General features: G+C 63.9%; 14 protein-coding genes and 1 pseudogene. 8 read left to right on the forward strand and 7 right to left on the reverse strand.

Going from position 1 to position 18,235, the window contains the following annotated elements:
- Positions 1 to 2 precede the first annotated feature (2 nt).
- Positions 3 to 623, forward strand: coding sequence for a MarC family protein (locus AC4FS3_RS06550; RefSeq protein WP_491019848.1), 621 nt, complete (start codon positions 3 to 5; stop codon positions 621 to 623).
- A 53-nt stretch (positions 624 to 676) separates the two neighbouring features.
- On the forward strand, positions 677 to 1,252 hold the full coding sequence (locus AC4FS3_RS06555) for a retropepsin-like aspartic protease family protein (RefSeq protein ID WP_491019849.1): 576 nt from the start codon (positions 677 to 679) through the stop codon (positions 1,250 to 1,252).
- Positions 1,253 to 1,300: 48 nt separating this feature from the next.
- Here the strand turns inward: AC4FS3_RS06555 and AC4FS3_RS06560 are convergent, their stop codons facing one another.
- Positions 1,301 to 1,771: a DNA polymerase III subunit chi gene (locus AC4FS3_RS06560; RefSeq protein ID WP_283178014.1), complete on the reverse strand. Its 471-nt coding sequence runs from the start codon at positions 1,769 to 1,771 to the stop codon at positions 1,301 to 1,303.
- A 7-nt stretch (positions 1,772 to 1,778) separates the two neighbouring features.
- Entirely contained in the window at positions 1,779 to 3,248 is a 1,470-nt protein-coding gene (locus AC4FS3_RS06565; RefSeq protein ID WP_283178015.1) for a leucyl aminopeptidase, read from the reverse strand.
- A 214-nt stretch (positions 3,249 to 3,462) separates the two neighbouring features.
- On the opposite strand from AC4FS3_RS06565, the gene lptF reads away from it, so the two are divergent.
- From lptF to rsmA, 5 genes are all read left to right on the forward strand, one after another.
- Positions 3,463 to 4,599: an LPS export ABC transporter permease LptF gene (gene lptF / locus AC4FS3_RS06570; RefSeq protein WP_491019850.1), complete on the forward strand. Its 1,137-nt coding sequence runs from the start codon at positions 3,463 to 3,465 to the stop codon at positions 4,597 to 4,599.
- Positions 4,596 to 5,693, forward strand: coding sequence for an LPS export ABC transporter permease LptG (gene lptG, locus AC4FS3_RS06575; RefSeq protein ID WP_491019851.1), 1,098 nt, complete (start codon positions 4,596 to 4,598; stop codon positions 5,691 to 5,693). Before lptF ends, lptG begins: the two co-directional genes overlap by 4 nt.
- Before the next feature lies 1 nt (position 5,694).
- Complete coding sequence (locus tag AC4FS3_RS06580) at positions 5,695 to 7,860, forward strand: LPS-assembly protein LptD (protein WP_491019852.1); 2,166 nt, start codon at positions 5,695 to 5,697, stop codon at positions 7,858 to 7,860.
- Between the two features lie 182 nt (positions 7,861 to 8,042).
- A complete protein-coding gene (locus AC4FS3_RS06585; protein WP_491019853.1) occupies positions 8,043 to 9,302 on the forward strand; it encodes a peptidylprolyl isomerase in 1,260 nt (419 codons plus the stop codon).
- A 95-nt stretch (positions 9,303 to 9,397) separates the two neighbouring features.
- Positions 9,398 to 10,243, forward strand: a complete 846-nt coding sequence (rsmA, locus tag AC4FS3_RS06590) for a 16S rRNA (adenine(1518)-N(6)/adenine(1519)-N(6))-dimethyltransferase RsmA (protein ID WP_283178020.1) — start codon at positions 9,398 to 9,400, stop codon at positions 10,241 to 10,243.
- Positions 10,244 to 11,604: 1,361 nt separating this feature from the next.
- Here the strand turns inward: rsmA and AC4FS3_RS06595 are convergent.
- The 5 genes and pseudogenes from AC4FS3_RS06595 to AC4FS3_RS06615 form a co-directional block, all read right to left on the reverse strand.
- A pseudogene (locus tag AC4FS3_RS06595) lies at positions 11,605 to 12,066 on the reverse strand (DUF4167 domain-containing protein); the annotation flags it as partial.
- A 284-nt stretch (positions 12,067 to 12,350) separates the two neighbouring features.
- On the reverse strand, positions 12,351 to 13,202 hold the full coding sequence (gene prmC / locus AC4FS3_RS06600) for a peptide chain release factor N(5)-glutamine methyltransferase (protein ID WP_491019854.1): 852 nt from the start codon (positions 13,200 to 13,202) through the stop codon (positions 12,351 to 12,353).
- Positions 13,199 to 14,254, reverse strand: coding sequence for a peptide chain release factor 1 (gene prfA / locus AC4FS3_RS06605; protein WP_491019855.1), 1,056 nt, complete (start codon positions 14,252 to 14,254; stop codon positions 13,199 to 13,201). Before prfA ends, prmC begins: the two co-directional genes overlap by 4 nt.
- Before the next feature lie 751 nt (positions 14,255 to 15,005).
- Positions 15,006 to 15,437 carry a DUF6636 domain-containing protein gene (locus AC4FS3_RS06610; RefSeq protein WP_491019856.1) on the reverse strand — a complete coding sequence of 144 codons (432 nt, stop codon included), beginning with the start codon at positions 15,435 to 15,437 and terminating at the stop codon, positions 15,006 to 15,008.
- Positions 15,438 to 15,497: 60 nt separating this feature from the next.
- The gene (locus AC4FS3_RS06615; protein ID WP_491019857.1) at positions 15,498 to 16,664 is read right to left on the reverse strand and encodes a M20 aminoacylase family protein; all 1,167 of its coding nucleotides are present in this window, start codon (positions 16,662 to 16,664) and stop codon (positions 15,498 to 15,500) included.
- An 82-nt stretch (positions 16,665 to 16,746) separates the two neighbouring features.
- On the opposite strand from AC4FS3_RS06615, the gene mazG reads away from it, so the two are divergent.
- Positions 16,747 to 17,607 (forward strand): nucleoside triphosphate pyrophosphohydrolase, encoded by an 861-nt coding sequence (mazG, locus tag AC4FS3_RS06620; protein ID WP_491019858.1) that lies wholly within the window; start codon positions 16,747 to 16,749, stop codon positions 17,605 to 17,607.
- The last annotated feature ends 628 nt before the right edge of the window (positions 17,608 to 18,235 follow it).

Genomic DNA, 18,235 nt, shown 5'->3' on the forward strand with positions numbered 1-18,235 from the left:
CCATGGACAGCGCTTTTCTGATCACCGCCTTTGCCACGCTTTTCGTGGTGATCGACCCTCCGGGTCTCGTGCCGCTGTTCATCGCCCTGACGCAAGGCATGGACCCAGGCCATCGTCGCGCCATGGCACGCCGCGCCTGCCTGATCGCTGCCGCCCTTTTGCTGATCTTCGGTCTCTTCGGCGAAGTGATCCTGAACTTCATCGGAATTTCGATGCCGGCCTTCCGCATCGCCGGCGGCATCCTTTTGTTCCTCACCGCCCTCGACATGCTGTTCGAACGCCGCACCCAGCGGCGCGAGGGCCAGCAGCCCGATCCCGATCACGACCCCTCGGTCTTCCCGCTCGCGACACCGCTGATCGCCGGCCCGGGCGCCATCGCCACCATGATCCTCCTGATGGGCCAGGCGGGTGACGCCTGGAGCGCCAAACTCGCCGTCCTCCTCCTCCTCGCGGCGATCATGCTGGTGACCTTCCTCTTCTTCCTCGCCTCGCCGCTGCTGGAGCGCCTGCTGGGCCGCACCGGCACCGTGGTGATCACCCGGCTTCTGGGCATGCTGCTCGCCGCGCTTTCTGTCCAGTTCGTGATCGACGGGGTGCGCCAGACCGGGCTGATCACCGGCTGACGCCCTTCCAGCCCGCCCGCCTTTGCGCCATAGTCAGCGCAAAGGAGACCCAAATGGATTCAGAGCTCTGGCCTCGCGTCATCTATCTCAGCCTGCTGGTGGCGGCGCTTGGGGGCTGGATCCTCGTCGAATATCGCGGCCGCTTCGGCGCGGCCTTGCGCACCTTCGCCGCCTGGGGGCTGATCTTCGTGGGCCTTGCCGCTGGCTACGGGCTCTGGAAGGATATCCAGGGCGAGAACCGCCCGCGCCAGATGGCCAGTGAAGCCGGTGAGATGGTGCTGCGCCGCGCCGCTGACGGCCATTTCTACGCTGCCCTTGACCTCAACGGCACCGAGGTCTTCTTCATGGTGGATACCGGCGCCACCAATATGGTGATTTCACGCCGTGATGCGGAGCGGCTGGGCTTCCACCCTGAAGAGCTGCGCTACTTCGGCGAGGCCTCCACCGCCAATGGTATCGTGCGCACGGCCCGTGTCACGCTTGATGAAATCGATTTCGGCCCCTTCACTGACCGCTCCATGGACGCCTGGGTGAATGAGGGTGACATGGACGGCTCGCTCCTCGGCATGGATTACCTGCGCCGCTTCTCGATCCGCATCGAAGGCGACCGCATGATCCTGACGCGCTGAAGCCCTGCGAGCTTCCTCCTGACCACTTTCCGCCATAGGCGTTCACCGTCAGCCAGACGCCCCGCCGGTCGAGGTTTTCATTTCCCACCGCCCCGCGGCATCCGACCAGTATTCCGCCACCAGCCCGGCCGCGACCACCGCTTTCCATTCGGCACGCGCCGCCTGCATCTGCCGCTCATCGGCGCCCTCGAACAAAAGCCAGACCCGCTCCATCAGAGCCGCCTCGCCCGGATCGACCGGCGATCCCGCCAAAAGCATCACCGCCTTCGCGCCATTGACCGCAGCCCCCGTGCCCAGCAGAACCGGCTGGAGGGCATCATGATCGCCCCCCGCAAGCCCATGCGGCAGGAACCCGTCCCTCGGCTCCAGCCAGAGCTGCATATCCAGCCGCTCCAGCAGCGCAGGATCCGGGCCGCGCAGCATCACATTCCAGCCCTGACCCAGAGCCTGGGTCAGGATCGGGCGCGCAGCCTCGGCAAGACTGCGCGCCGTCAGATGGTAGAATTTAACCGCGCCCATGGGCGGCTCAGCCCTCGAACCGGTCCTGGATCAGCCGGTTCAGCGCCCTGACACCCCAGCCGGTTGCGCCTTTCGGGCTGAACTCTGTCCCCGATTTCGCCCAGGCGGTGCCCGCGATGTCCAGATGGATCCAGGGCGTATCGGGTTTCACAAAGCGCTGCAGGAACTGCGCGGCGGTGATCGAGCCGGCCTCGCGCCCGCAGGAATTGCGCATATCCGCGACACGGCTTTTCAGCATCCGGTCATAGACCGGGCCCAGAGGCAGCCGCCAGGCGGCCTCATTCTCGCCCGCCGCTGCCTTCAGGAAGGCGTTGCACAGCGTGTCATCATTGGAAAACACCCCGGTATTCTCGTCGCCAAGCGCCACGATCACCGCGCCCGTCAGGGTCGCCAGATCGATCATCCCGCGCGGCGCAAACCGCTCTTGCGTGTACCAGAGGACATCCGCCAGAACGAGACGGCCTTCGGCATCGGTGTTTATCACCTCGATCGTGTCGCCCTTCATCGAGCGCACCACATCGCCGGGCCTTTGTGCCTTGCCGTCAGGCATGTTCTCGACAAGGCCCACCAGCCCGACCACATTGGTTTTTGCTTTGCGCAGCGCAAGCGTCCGCATCACCCCGGCGACGGTGGCGGCTCCGCCCATATCCATCACCATGTCTTCCATTCCGGCCGCAGGTTTCAGGCTGATGCCGCCGGTGTCGAAGCAGACGCCCTTGCCCACAAGCGCCAGTGGCGGCTCGTCTTTTGCGCCGCCCTTCCATTGCATGACCACGACCTTGGACGGGCTTTCCGATCCCTGACCAACGCCCAGCAGCGCCCGCATGCCGAGCTTTTCCAGCTCTTCTTCCTCGAGGATCTCGACCTCAAGGCCCAGTTCCCCCATCGCAGCCAGCCGCGCGGCGAATTCATAGGTGTTCAGCACATTCGCAGGCTCATTGATAAGATCGCGGGTGAAGAACACGCCTTCTGCCAGCGCGGCATAGGGAGCGGCTTCGGCCGCGACCTCTTCGGGTTTCGCCACACAGAACGAGACCGGCCCATAATCCTTCTTGTCGCCCGAGCGGTAGATCTCGAACTCATAGGCCCGCAGCGCGAGGCCAAAGGCGATTTCCGCCGCGCGCGGATGGGTCTCGGCCAAAACCGTCAGCGCCTTGTCGCGATGCGCCGCACCAATGCTTGCACCGGCTTTGCGCGCGGCGTCCGCATCGGTGCGCTTTGGCAGGCGCAGGATTTGCACCGCATCGGCTGCAAGCCCGGCGGGAAAGGCCAGCTCCAGCGCTTCGCCCGGTTTGAGCTTGCCGAATGCCTCAGACCCGACTGCGCGGGTCAGCGCGCCTTTGGCGGCGCGGTCCAGCTTGCGCGCCATGGGCGACAAGGCGCCTGCGGCATCGGCGAAAAGGGCGATCCGTCCGGTAAGATCCGTCAGATCCCCCTTATCGGAATCTTCAAAACGGATCTGAACAGGATGCGACATGGTGTTGATTTCCCTGCAAAACAAGATGATTTCAACGCGAAAACAAAGGGCCGGCGACCGGCATTTCCGCGCTTTCGCCCAAAGCTAGCCCCCAAGACCGCGCTTGACCAGATATGAGTTTTCCCTGGCCGCGATATCGGCTAGGGTCGGCGCCGAAACAGCCACTCCCCCTGCCGGCCCGCGTGGCCGCAGATTGCGACTTCCGGTATCCCACTTGTCGAAATTCGACCGCTATCTGCTTTCCCAGCTTCTGGCCCTGTTCGGCTTCTTCAGCCTTGTGCTGGTGGCGGTCTATTGGGTCAATCGCGCCGTGGGGCTTTTTGACCAGCTGATCGGCGACGGTCAGACCGCGCTGGTCTTTGTCGAATTCTCGCTGCTGACGCTGCCGAATGTGATCCGCCTGGTGTTGCCGGTCTCGGCCTTTGCCGCCTGTCTTTACGCGGTGAACCGGCTGATGCAGGATTCTGAGCTGGTGGTGATGCAGGCGACCGGCTTCTCTGCCTTTCGCCTCGCGCGGCCGGTACTTTTCTTCGGGATCTGTGTTTTCGCGATGCAGATGGCCCTGACGAATTTCCTTGTCCCCAGAAGCCAGGCCCGGCTGACCGCCCGCTCGGCCGAGATCTCGGAAAACGTCACCGCGCGGTTTCTCAATGAGGGGCGTTTCATGCATCCCGCCGCCGGGGTTACACTTTACATCCGCGAAATCAGCCAGCTGGGCGAGCTGAATGACATTTTTCTTGCCGATGACCGCAACCCGAGGGAGCGCGTCACCTATACTGCCCGCCAGGCGCTGATCGTGCGCGGCGAAGAAGGGCCGCGTCTCGTGATGCTGGACGGGATGGCGCAGAACCTCGCCCAGGACGGAAGCGCGCGGCTCTCGGTCACGCGATTCTCCGATTTCACCCTTGATATGGCGGGAATCGTTGGCGCAAAAGCCACCCGCCTGCGCAGCCTGCGCGAGGTATCGACGCCAGATCTGCTGATCGCCGGGCCAGACCTTCAGGCCGAGACCGGCGAAAGCCGGGCAAAGCTGCTGGAGGAAGGCCATGGCCGGATCGCGACCTCGCTGCTTGGGATCGCGGCGCCGCTCCTGGGCTTTGCCGCGCTGATGCTCGGGGGCTATTCGCGCTTTGGGCTGTGGCGACAGATCGGGCTGGCGGTGCTGTTGATCATCCTCTTGCAACTGGTCAATACCGCCGGTTCGGGCGCGGCATTGCGGTCTGAAAACCGCTGGCCGCTGGTCTATGCGGCGCCGGTCCTCGGCATCATTCTGGCCACGGTGATGCTGTGGTATGCCGGGCGCCCGCGCTGCATCAGGGCGCCACAGGCCGAAGCCGGGGGCGTTGCATGACGCTTTCCCTCTATATCGCGCGCCGTTTTGCAATGACCGTGGGCCAGGTGTTTCTGGTGTTTTTCGGCATCCTGATGCTGATCGACATGATCGAACAGCTGCGCAAGTTCTCGGGAAAGGGTGCAGGTCTTGGGGATGCGTTCCACCTCTCGATCCTGAATGTGCCCGAAACCCTGTACCGCATTCTGCCATTGATTTTCGTGATGGGGTCCATCGCGATGTTCCTGTCGCTGGCGCGCTCTTCCGAGCTGGTGGTGGTGCGCGCGGCCGGGCGTTCGGGGCTGCGGTTTCTTGCGACGCCGGTGGTGGTGGCGACGCTGATCGGACTGATGGCAGTCGCGGTGCTGAACCCGATGGTGGCGGCCACCTCGCGCGCCTATGATGATCTTTCGGCCCGCTATGCGGCGGATGGCAGTTCGGTCCTGTCGGTGTCAGATGCCGGGCTCTGGCTGCGCCAGGGTGGCAGCTATGGCCAGACGGTAATCCAGGCCGGACGCGCCAATTTCGACGGAACCGAACTGACCCGCGTGACCTTCCTGACCTTTGGCGAAGAGGGATTGCCGGTCACCCGGATCGAGACCACCAGTGCGAAACTGGTCAAGGGCGCCTGGATCCTTTCCGGCGCCAGGGTCTGGAACCTGAACGCCGACAATCCCGAACTGTCGGTCAAATCCTGGCCCGATGGCACCCGCCTGCCCACGGACCTGACGCCCGAACGGATCCGCGACAGTTTCGGCACGCCTTCGGCCGTGCCGGTCTGGCAATTGCCGACTTACATCAAAGACCTGGAGCAAGCCGGTTTTTCCGCCCGCGCCTATCGTCTGTGGTTCCAGATGGAGCTGGCCCAGCCGCTTTTGCTGACCGCAATGGTTCTGGTTGCCGCAGGCTTTACCATGCGCCACACCCGCGCCGGCAAAACCGGCATCCGTGTGCTTTACGCCATCCTCGCCGGATTCGCGCTCTTCTTCCTCAGGAATTTCGCGCAGGCCCTTGGCGACAGTGGCCAGATTCCGGTATCACTGGCCGCGTGGAGCCCGCCGCTTGCAGCGGTGATGCTGGCGCTTGGTCTTTTGTTGCATCTGGAGGACGGCTGATATGCGGATACGCCGCCTCGTCGCATCGCTGGCCGTCTCGCTTTTATGCTCCACGGCGCCACTTCTGGCACAGGCAACGGATGACCGCGCCACGCTGATCTCTGACCGGCTGGAAATCGAGGGGAACAACCGTCTCGTCGCCTCGGGTAAGGTCGAGGTGCTGCAGGGCGGCTATCGGCTTTCGGCCACGCGGGTCATCTATGACAAATCGACCGACAGGCTTTTCATCGAAGGGCCGCTGAGCCTGACAGATGCCGAAGGCAAAATGCTGATCCTCGCCTCGCAGGCCGAACTGTCCGCCGATATGAATGAGGGGCTTTTGCAAAGCGCCCGCGTCGTGCTGGACCATCAGCTGCAACTCGCAGCGGGCAATATCGCGCGGATCGGCGGGCGCTATTCGGCAATGTCGAATGTGGTCGCCTCAAGCTGCAAGGTCTGCGCCAGCCATCCGACGCCTTTGTGGGAGATCCGGGCGAAACGCGTGATCCATGACGCAGAAGAGCGGATGATCTTCTTTGAAAACGCCCAGTTCCGCGTGGCCGGGATGCCGGTGGCCTATATCCCGCGTCTGCGCCTGCCCGATTCCACGCGCGAACGGGCGACCGGCTTTCTTGCGCCCCGGCTGCGCACCACATCCAGCCTCGGCTCGGGGCTGAAACTGCCCTATTTCATTGCGCTTGGCGAAAGCCGCGATCTGACGCTCACACCCTATGTCACCACCCGCGACAGTCAGACGCTGGAACTGCGCTACCGTCAGGCCTTCCGGACCGGCGCGATCCAGCTTGAAGGCGCGGTGACGAAGGACAAGCTGACCGAAGAGACGACGCGCGGCTGGTTCCGGGCCCGGGGCGGCTTTCAGCTGCCCGATGATTTCCGGCTGACCTTTGATATCCAGACCACATCCGACAATGCCTATCTGCTGGATTACGGCTATTCCGATACCGACCGGCTCGACAGCCGGGCCGAGATCAGCCGGGTGCGCCGCAACGGGTTTTTCTCGGCCAGGATGGTCAGCTTCCAGTCGCTTCGGGATGACGAGGACAATGACACCCTGCCCGCGCTTGCGACCGATCTGACCTTCCACCGGAGGTTCTCGCTGGGGCCGCTCGGGGGGCTGGGTGGTTTCCGGCTGCAATGGCATTCACATTACCGCACCTCGTCCAGTCCCTATGACAGCCTTGACCCGGCCAAAGCCGACGGGATCGCCGATGGCCGTGACGTAAGCCGGCTTTCCGCGCGGTTCGACTGGCGCCGCAGCTTTGTCAGCGATCCGGGTATCGTTGCCACGCTGCTGGGCGAGGCCCAGGTTGATGCCTACCGGCTGCGCCAGGATGCGGTCTTTGCCGGCCGCTATACCCGGGGCCATGCCGCAGCCGGGCTCGAGCTGCGCTGGCCTTTTGTCAAAGCGACCGCCTCAGGTGCGACGCATGTGATCGAGCCGGTGATTCAGCTGATCGGCGCGACCCGGGACCGCTCCGGCCTGCCCAATGAGGATTCGGTGCTGGTCGAGTTTGACGAGGGCAATATCTATGCGCTTGACCGCTTTCCCGGTGCGGATGCGATTGAACAGTCCAGCCGCGCCAATGTCGGGCTGACCTGGACGCGCTACGATCCGGCGGGCTGGAATGCAGGCTTCACGCTGGGCAAGGTGTTCCGGCGCAATGACAGCGACAGTTTCAGCCCCGGATCGGGCCTTGGCGGGCTGAATTCCGACTGGCTGCTGGCGGCAACCGTGGGGCTTCCCAATGGCCTCTCTGCCACCGGGCGCACGGTTTTTGACAATGATCTTGAACTCAGCAAAGCCGAGCTGCGGCTGAGCGCCGCGAATGAGACAGTGACCCTGTCCTCTTCCGCACTCTGGGCGGTCGCGGATATCGAGGAAAACCGACCCGACCCGACCCGCGAGCTGACCTTTGATGCGGTCTGGCGGGTGAACCCTGCCCTCGCGGCCAAGGCCGAAGGGCGCTATGATTTCAACCAGACCCGCGGCACCATTGCGGGCCTCGGGCTGGAGTTCCGTAATGAATGCGTTGTGGTGGATGTTTCCCTCTCGCGCCGTTTCACCTCGTCAGATAGTGTGACCCCCACCACGTCATTCGGCCTTTCTGTCGATCTGATCGGCTTTGGCAGCGGCCAGAAGGCTGGCCCTTCAAGGCGCTGCTACTGATCGCCGCGCAAGGCGCCGCCCGACCAGGGCGGGTCAGGCTGGCAGGGCTTGCGCCCCGGCTTCGGGAGTGGCAGGCAGGGATAAGAGGAAAGCTGCGGCGGCGGGCCCCGATTGGCCCTGTCCGTCACAGGTTTGCCAGAGATTACGAGCTGACAAGAGACTACGGGCAGGCGGTCGGACAGATGGTAAAAGCTGAGAACACCCCGCGCAACAGGCTGCGCAATGCGACATCAGGACTGGCGCTGGTCATGGGCGCGGCTTTTGCTGCGGCTCTGGCGGCCTCGGTGATTTTCGCGCCGCCCGCGCTGGCGCAGAACCTGTTTGCGCCACGGGTCTATGTGAACGAGCAGGTGATCACCGAATATGAGGTGACGCAGCGCGCGCGTTTCCTCCAGATCCTGAATGCGCCCGGCGATCCCGAAACCGAAGCGGTAAAATCGCTGATCGACGACCGGCTGCGGATGAGCGAGGCGAAACGGCTTGGCGTAAAGCTGAAGCCGGAAGAGCTGACTGCGGGGATGGAAGAATTCGCCACCCGCGCCAATCTGACCGCCGAACAGCTGATCGCGGAACTGGCCAAAGCCGGTGTCTCGGCTGAAACCTATCGAGATTTCGTCCAGGCCGGTGCCTTGTGGCGCCAGGTGGTCCGGGATCGTTTTGCCGGCCGTGTTCCGGCCTCCGACGCCGATGTCGACAAGTTCCTTGAAGCCGCGACCCGTCCACGGGCGATGAAGGTTCAGGTCTCAGAGCTGGTGATCCCGGCCGAGCCCGGCCGTGAGGCCGAGGCGATGGCGCTGGCAGAGCGGCTCTCGCGCGAGGTGAAGTCCGAAGCCGCCTTCGCGGCGGCGGCGCGCAACTATTCGGCGGCGCCCACCGCGCCAACCGGCGGTCGCGTGCCGGACTGGCTGCAGCTTTCCAACCTGCCGCCCGCGATTTCCTCGCAGCTGCTGGCGCTGTCGCCGGGCAAGACCTCGGCGCCCATCTCGGTCCCGGGGGCAGTGGTTCTGTTCCAGCTGCGCGCGATTGCGACGGATGAAAAGGCTGCGCCGATCAGCGTCACGGTGGAATGGGCCGATTTCCTGATCCCGGATTCGATGGAAGAGGTGGTGCGGGTCAGCGCGGGCTCGGATGTCTGCAACGATCTTTACGCCCTGGCGAAGGGTTTGCCGGCCGAGAATCTGACGATCCGCACGCAGGCATTGTCGGAAATCTCGCCCGAGATCGCGCTTGATCTTGCAAAGTTGGATCAGGGGGAATTCGTAACAAAGCCGCGCGGCGATGGCTGGCGGCGGCTGATCATGCTGTGCAAACGGCAGCCGGTCATGGATCCGCCCCCGAACCGCGAGCGGGTGAAAGAGGTTCTGATGAACCAGAAGCTCGATGGCCTGGCCGAGAACTATCTCGAGGAACTGCGCCATGCGGCGCTGATCCGCCGGCCCTGATATCGGGCTGACGGGCAAGCCCGGGGGGCACATAATCGGGGTCGGCCCCGCCCTCCCCGGAATATCAGGATCAAGAGAAAGACAGGAGCGGAGCTTTGGCGACGATAGACGGGCTGCCGCCACTGCGTGAGGTGATCCGCGCCCATGACCTGGTCGCGAAAAAGCAGCTGGGGCAGAATTTCCTGCTCGATCTCAATCTCACCTCAAAGATCGCCCGTGCGGCGGGGGATCTGAAGGGCTCGGATGTGCTTGAGATCGGGCCAGGGCCCGGGGGCCTCACGCGCGGGCTGCTGGCCGAAGGCGCGCGCCATGTGGTGGCGGTTGAAAAGGACGCCCGTGCATTGCCGGCGCTGGCCGAGATCGCGGCGGCCTATCCGGGGCGGCTGACGGTGCTGCATGGCGATGCGCTGGAGCTGGATGTGGCGGCGCATCTGACCGCTCCGGTAAAGATCGCGGCCAACCTGCCCTATAATATCGGCACCGAGCTTTTGGTCCGCTGGCTGTCGCCGCCGGTCTGGCCGCCCTTCTGGCAGAGCCTGACGCTGATGTTTCAGAAAGAAGTGGCCGAGCGGATCGTGGCAAAGCCCGGCAGCGACCATTACGGGCGGCTCGCGCTGTTGGCGGGCTGGCGGACCGACGCGAGGATCGTCATGACCCTGCCGCCGGAAGCCTTCACCCCGGCGCCCAAAGTGCATTCGGCGGTGGTGCATCTGACCCGGCTCGAGGAGCCGCGCTTTCCGGCGGATGGCAAAGTGCTGAACCGGATCACCGCCATGGCCTTCAATCAGCGCCGCAAGATGCTGCGTTCCTCGCTGAAGGGGCTCGCGCCTGATGTCGAGGCACGGCTGGAATCGGTTGGGATCGCGCCGACCGCGCGCGCCGAGGAAATCGGGCTGGAGGCCTTTTGCGCGCTGGCCCGCAATATTTCGAGCGCGGTTTAAGGGATGTCGGGCCAGGGGCTGCCTGGCCCGCATCGACACCCCGTTCGCGGACACAATTTGAGCTGCTCGCTATATCCCTGTTCAGCTGAATTTCGCTGGCGGCTGTTCGGTTTCATCAGTTTCGATCCTGAGTAAAGATCCCATGGCTGATCGCGTCCCTGGCCTGTGAGTCTGGAACCAGGCGACCCCCGTGGCCAGGCGATCTTTCCAGACGAGGGGGGCAGTTGCGGGGCCCTATCGCTGTCTCTGGCACACCGAAGCGAAGGCGGCAGCGTTCAGCGCCTTGTGGCAGAAGCTCCGCTCCGGCATGTCAGCACCCCGCCAGGCCAGAACCTTGCGAGAGGAACCGGCACATGCCAGCGACTGACAGCTCCCGGCGCCCCTGCAGACAGCTGGCTCCGGTGCGCGAGGCCTGACTGGGCTTTCCGCGCGCGGCCCACCCATGATGAAAGAACGCGCGCGGGACCGACAGAAGGCGACATTTAGCGCCAGTCGGCGGCGCCGGGGCCCGGCTCAATCTGCCGACGCCTCTGGGGCCACGCCAGGGCCGGAGCTTTCCGGACAAGAACCGGCAGCGACGGTCTCAGAAACTGGTTTGCGCCCCGATCTCCCCTTCCCGGGGGCATCAGCACAAGCCAGATTGCCACATCCGTCACTTTGAGACCGCCGGAGAAGAAATCAAAAAGGCCGCCCCAAGGCGGCCTTTCTGTCGTTCACTCAGCGGCTTCGGGTGTCTCCGGGCCACTGGCGGTCTTGCGCGGGCGGCTGACACGACGCGGTTTTTCGACCTCGGCGACCTCTGCGGGCCCGGCAGCTTCGTCAGCCTCACGACGGGTATTGGCGCGCGGCGCGCGGCTGCCGGCGGGACGCTCGGCTTTCGCAGGTTTCTCGGCAGTTTTCTCACCGCGCGGCGTGCGCGGACCACGCGCGGCGCGGCCCCCGGACGCAGATTCGGTCACGGCAGATGCGGCGGCGGGCTCTTCGCCGGCCTCGACCGATTGGCGGGCAGTGGCGAAAAGCGGCGTATCTGCAACGGCCTCTGGAGCCGGAGCGGGCGCGCTGTCTCCGCCGGACAGCACCGGTTCCGAAACTGCAGGCGCCGGGGCGCCACGTTCGGGAAGATCAACGAGGCCGCCATTATCCGAACCAAAATCGATCACATCTGAAATCAGATCCGGCTGGCGGGTGTCCTCGCGCTGATGGCGCGGCTCCCGTCCGTCGCTGCGGCCTTCGCCGCGTGGCTCATTGCGCGAGTCGTTCCGGTTCTCGTTGCGCCCATCAGCGCGGGTCTCATTCCGGCCCTCGTTGCGACCTTCACCCCGGTTGTCCCCCCGGTTGTCATTGCGGCCGTCACTACGGACCTCATTGCGGCTGTCATTTCGGCCATCGTTGCGCTCAAAGCGGTCGCCGCGATCATTGCGGTTGTCACGCTCACCACGCTCACGATTGTCGCGGTTGCCGCCATTCTGGTTGCCATACTGGCCGCCATTCTGGTTGCCGGAGCTCTGGTGGCCGGAGCTCTGGCCAGTGCCGGTTTGCTGATATTGCTGCTGGCGGGCTTCCTGCTCGACGGCAAGCTCGCGCTGCGCCTCGGCCAGCATCCTTGTGTAATGCTCGGCATGCTGGAGGAAATTCTCTGCCGCCACGCGGTCATTCGACAGCTGCGCATCCCGCGCCAGCGTCTGGTATTTTTCGATAATCTGCTGCGGCGTTCCCCGCACCTTGCCTTCAGGACCCGACGAATCGAACACACGGTTGACGATATTGCCGAGCGAGCGCGGGCGGTTCTGATTTGAACGCGAGCGTTTCTTGGAAGAGCGCATCTTTGCCTAATGTCCAGGGATCACCGTGGCCCCCATAATGCCGCTTTGTGCGACGGGAAATGCAGGGGCGGGATCGGTTTTGCGGGAAGGGCGCGGTCAGCGCCAGATCCACCGCATGAATTTGCTAAACCATGTGAGCCGCAGTCTGGCAAGCTGATTCTGCCGGGAAATGCACTCATCCACAGGGTTTTTGCGGTGAAATACGATATAGTTGCCCATTTGCCGGATTCAAGCCGCTCAATATCTGCAAATGCCCGGCTGATTAAGGCGGTCAAAGGCGCAGATCAGGCCGCAGCTCTGGCGCTGACCACCCTGTCTTTGCCGTCAAAATCCTGAATTATGTCTATATTTTTAAAGCCGGCGTCGGCAAATATCTCAGCCACCGCCCTGCCCTGATCCCAGCCGATCTCGACAATCAGCCGGCCGTCAGGCCGCAGGGCCGCGGGGGCCTGGGTCGCAATGGCGCGGTAAGCGCTCAGCCCGTCGCCGAAATCGGTCAGGGCAAGATGGGGCTCATGATCGCGGACTTCGGGCTCAAGGCTGGCCATAGCGTCAAGAGTGATATAGGGCGGGTTCGAGACGATCAGATCGGCCGTTTCGGTGATCCCGTCGAGCCAGCCCGTCCGGGCGAATTTCGCCCGCCCGCTCAGACCAAGCGCTTCGGCATTGCGCTGCGCCACGGCGAGCGCGGCTGCCGAGATGTCGGTTGCAAGCCCCGTCGCCGCGGGCAGTTCTGCAAGCAGGGTCAGAAGGATCGCCCCTGTCCCGGTACCAAGATCGATGACCTGCGAGAATGGCAGCCGCAGCGCTTCGGTGATCAGGATCTCGGTCTCGGGGCGCGGATCGAGCGTATCGGCTGTGACGATGAAACTGCGACCGTAAAACAGCCGCTGGCCGATGATCTGCGATACGGGCCTGCGGGCGGCGCGGGCCAGGATCGCGGCATCGAACCGGGAAGCGGAGCCATGATCCAGCGGATCCGCCAGATGCAGCAACAGCCGGTCAGGCCCGATCCCGATGGCATGCGCCAGCAAGAGCCGCGCATCACGGGCGGGATCCTCGACCCCTGCCGCACGCAGTTTCACCACGGCCTCCGCCAGCACCTGTTTCGCCAGACGGCCCGGACCGGTGCTCATGTCTCTTCCTCGGCCAGCCTGCTGGCCTGGTCATGGGCGCTCAGCGCCTGGATTACCTCGTCCAGATCGCCCTGCATGATCTGGTTCAGCGCATAGAGCGTGAGGTTGATCCGGTGATCGGTCATCCGGCCTTGCGGGAAATTATAGGTGCGGATGCGTTCCGACCGGTCCCCCGAGCCGACCTGCGACTTGCGGTCGGCGGCGCGTTCGCGGGCCAGACGGTCGCGCTCGATCTCGAACAGGCGGGCGCGCAGCACGGCCATGGCATTGGCGCGGTTCTGATGCTGCGATTTCTCGGATGAGGTCACAATGATGCCCGTGGGCAAATGGGTGATCCTGACTGCCGAGTCGGTGGTGTTCACATGCTGGCCACCGGCACCCGAGGCCCGCATCGTGTCGATCCGGATATCCGAGGCCGGGATGTCGATATCGACATCTTCCGCCTCTGGCAGCACGGCGACGGTCGCGGCCGAGGTATGGATGCGGCCCCCTGCCTCGGTCTCGGGCACGCGCTGCACGCGGTGGACGCCGGATTCGTATTTCAGTTTCGCATAGACCCCGGCCCCCTGGATATGGGCGGTGAATTCCCTGACACCGCCAAGATCGGAGATCTGGCTTTCCAGCACCTCAAACCGCCAGCCCTGGGCTTCTGCATAGCGCTGATACATGCGGGCAAGGTCGCCTGCGAAAAGGCTCGCCTCCTCCCCACCGGTCCCGGGGCGGATCTCGAGGATCGCCGGGCGCTGATCGGCGGCATCTTTCGGCAAAAGCGCCAGCCGCAGCTGGTGTTCCATTTCGGGCAATGCCTCGCGCAGACGCGGCAGTTCTTCTTCCGCCAGCGCGCGCATCTCGGGATCGGCGAGCATGGCCTCGGCCTCGGCCAGATCGGCCCGGGCGCGCATCCAGGCCGCGATCCCCGTGACGACCGGCTTCAGCTCGGAATATTCACGGCTCAGCGCGGCAATCTCGCTTGCCGCGGCGCCGGCATTCAGCCGGGCCTCGACATATTCAAACCGTTGGGTGATGCGGGCGAGTTTGTCTTGCGGCAGCATGGATAACCCCTGCCGTGCGCGACGGCGCGGGTCAAGGGGGCGCAGCTGTCACAAAGCCCAAGGTCAGGAAGACGACTCCTTGCGGCCCGTGGCGCGTATGACCTGCAACAGCCTTTGGCGGACCGGCCCGAACCTGGCATCCGACCAGATCATGCGCCAGCCCTTGCGGTCCACCAGGGTCCCCCCCCTTGACCTCGACCCCGGGCAGCCTGACGGCCGCAAGGCGTGCAAGACGCCGCCGGACCCAGGGCAGCGCACCGAATTGCTGCCCGGGCTAACGCCAGGGAGCATGAGTTCGGCGTGGGTTTTCACCGCCATATCGCGCGGCCTGCCGCGATCACCGGCTGCGCCACACAGGAGATGAAGCGCTTGTCCGCCCGCATCGGGCGCCGGTGAAATCCTCCCTGCCCTGTACCACGGCGAGGTGTCCCCGAAATGTAGTCGCAGCGCTCCGGCTGCCAGACCATGACCGAACTGTTACCACCTGCATCACCCTTGCCAGAGGTCAGCCGGTGCAGCGCCAAAGCGCAGAAAGGTGCTTTACAGGATCAGGATCGCTTCCGGCGCGCGCCGCCGCCGGATCAGCGGCGACAGATCGCCCGGCACCCGTTGCCAGCCGGTGATATCGACCAGTGTCATTGCGATTGGCTCCGTGCCCGGAATTGCGGGATCCGATCTGGCCCTGGTTACGCAAGAAACGTCAGTCGCCCCGGTGATGGCGTGCGCGATTAAAAGCCTGTAACTGCCTGCTTCAGAATATTTTCTGACCGGCCTTCGCAAGGTGGAAGCCATGGCCTTCGCCATTCCGGCAGGTCAGACCGGTCTTTTCCGACTGGCACATGATCTCACCGATCACCAGCTCTGCCCCATAGCCCAGAACCGCCGAACGAGGATCTCGGACCGTATCGCCGTGACAGGTCAGCTCTGCCGGCCCGGTCTCGCCGATCAGGAAAGACATCCCCCAGTCAAGATCGCAATCCTCGGGCGGCACGGTATAGGTCTGTTTGCCCTCTGCCATATCACAGCGCAGCCAGAGATCGCCCTCAGATGCATCATAATAGCAGTGGATATTGTCCGAAGGGCTGCGAAAACTGCCGCTCTGATCCTGAGCCGCTACCGGCCTGGCATCGAAGACGGTGACTGGCCCGAAGGCCAGCACCGAAAGGAGAAGAAACCGCCACATCTGCATTACTCCTGGTCTGGCCGGGGACCGGTTATGGCCGGACCCCGGCAGAAACCGGCCTCACCCTGCGATCGGTTGAGACTTCTCGACAAGGCGCGCGAGGAAGCTTGCGCCGATCGGCGCGGCCTCGTCATTGAAATCATAGGCCGGGTGATGCAGCCCCGCCCCCGGACCGATGCCGAGGAAGAGATACGCGCCCGGACGTGCCTCCAGCATATAGGAGAAGTCCTCGGACCCCATCTCACGATTTGACTGGTCATTCACCGCCGCATCGCCCGAAATCTCGCGCGCGACCGAGGCCGCAAATTCGGTCTCTTTCTCGTCATTGATGGTGGCCGGATAGCCCCATTCGTAATTCACCTCTGCCTCGACGCCAAAAGCGGTCGCGGTGCCCGAGACGATTTCGAGGAAACGCTTTTTCAAAAGATCGCGCACATCGGGGCGGAAGGCGCGGATCGTGGCGGCGAAAGTGCCGCTTTCAGGGATGATGTTCGAAGCGGAACCGGCATTGATCATCGTGACCGAGATCACCGCCTCGTCCAGCGCATAGACATTTCGCGGAATGATGGTCTGCACCGCCTGGACCATGGCCACGATCGCCACCACCGGATCGACGCATTCATGTGGCGTCGCGGCATGCCCCCCCCGGCCTGTCACCGTGACCCAGGCCGTATCGACCGAGGCCATGATCGGCCCCGGTGTGGTCTGGAAATTTCCAAGCGCCAGATTCGGCGCATTATGGATCCCGAAGACGCGGGCGATGTTGAAGCGATCCATCACGCCCTCTTTCACCATCACCTCGCCGCCGCCGCCATCTTCCTCGGCCGGCTGGAACATCAATGCGACGCTGCCGACGAAGTTGCGGGTCTCGGCGAGGTATTTCGCCGCGCCCAGCAGCATCGCCACATGGCCGTCATGACCGCAGGCATGCATGCGGCCCGGCACGGTCGAGGCATGGTCCGCCCCGGTCTGCTCGGTGATCGGCAGCGCATCCATATCAGCCCTGAGCCCGATCACCGTACCCGGGCCCCGCCCGTCGATAATCGCCACGACGCCGGATTTCGCGATCCCCTCATGGATCTCATCTACGCCAAATTCCCGCAGCCGCTCGACGATGAAGGCCGCAGTCTCGTGACAATTGAATTCCAGCTCGGGCCGGGCATGGATATGCTGACGCCAGCCCTTCATTTCCCCGGCATAAGAAGCGATACGGTTCAGTACGGGCATTGCGGCGGCTTTCCTGGTTGTCTCACGGCCCAAAGGGACCGATTCATCACCCGTATAATGTGACCCAAACCGGAGCTTCGCAATGTCCGTATCCCGTCTTGACCGCGCCGAAAGTGACCAATTGGTTAACGATGACGCGAACCGGGCCGGCGATATCGCGCGGCTGGCTGAAATCATGGTGCGGCTGCGCGATCCGGAAACCGGCTGCCCGTGGGATGTGGAACAGACTTCGGCCTCGATTTCGCGCTATTGTCTGGAAGAGGCGCATGAGGTGGTCGATGCCATCGAGCGTGAGGCCTGGCACGAGCTGAAGGGCGAGCTCGGGGATCTTTTGCTCCAGGTTGTGTTTCATGCGCGCATACAGGAAGAGGCCGGGCGCTTTGATCTCGCGGATGTGATCCGCGCGATTTCCGACAAGATGATCGCCCGCCACCCGCATGTGTTCGGTGACGAGAGCCGCGACAAAAGCCCTGACAGGCAGCGCATCGACTGGGAGGAGCTGAAGGCGCGCGAACGCGGGCCCGCGCGCGTCCTTGACGGGGTCGCGATGGCGTTGCCCGGGCTGACGCGGGCGGTGAAATTGCAAAACCGCGCGGCGCGGGTCGGGTTTGACTGGCCGGGTGCGGCTGATGTGCTGGCCAAGATCACCGAGGAAGCCGCCGAGGTGGTCGAGGCGCGTGACCGGCTGGGCGAGGCGGAACTGGCCGAGGAAATGGGCGATCTCCTCTTCGTCATGGCCAATCTCGCGCGGCATCTCAAGGTCGATCCCGAGGCTGCGCTGCGGGCGGCAAACCAGAAATTTACCCGCCGTTTCAACAGGATCGAGGACTGGCTGGCCGAGGATGGCCGCAGCCCGGCGGCGTCAGACCTTGCCGAGATGGATGCGCTGTGGGACCGGGCCAAGGCAGAAGAGAAGGCTGCGAAGCAGAGCGACAAGGGGTAAGGTAAGCCGCGCCTCAACTCAGATCCTGATCCGGCATTGCGCAGGTTTTACGTCGATTAGCCCGGAGATATCAGGAGAACAGACCGCGAAACGGACGGCACGGGCGCGGGTGTTAATCTCTCTGCAGGCCAGTTTCCGCATACCCGGCAGATGCCCTTCTCTGCACCCTCTCACCTTTGCCGGTGATCCCATGAGCAGACCTTATCAGATGTCTCCAACCGCGATCTCGGCCTTGATCATGCAAGCTGGCAAAGGGGAAATTCTATGTTGAACGGCGCGCTGCATAGGCCTTTTGACCGGCGAGAAAAGCCAGGACAGCTCCCGGCATAGTCTGAGAGGTGATATCGACCAGATCGGTAACCACGTCCATGTTGCCCGGTCATTCCGTATCTTCACTGCGACGAACATGACCACAGGCGAAAGCGGCATGGCCCATTAGCTGCGCCTCTGTGGCGGCACGATCCCCGGCAGGTATGATTCTGGACTGTCACGGCTCGGCTCCTGTTACTGCGTCTTCACCAATCCCATCGCCTCGGGCGATTCATTCAAATTTGTGGATGGCGACCCTATCGGCGAGGTCAAGAAACAGCGATGTTCATGATCGCAGCCCGGTCAGCTTTCTTGCGCC

It is taken from the genome of Pseudogemmobacter sp. TB195 (assembly GCF_058313095.1).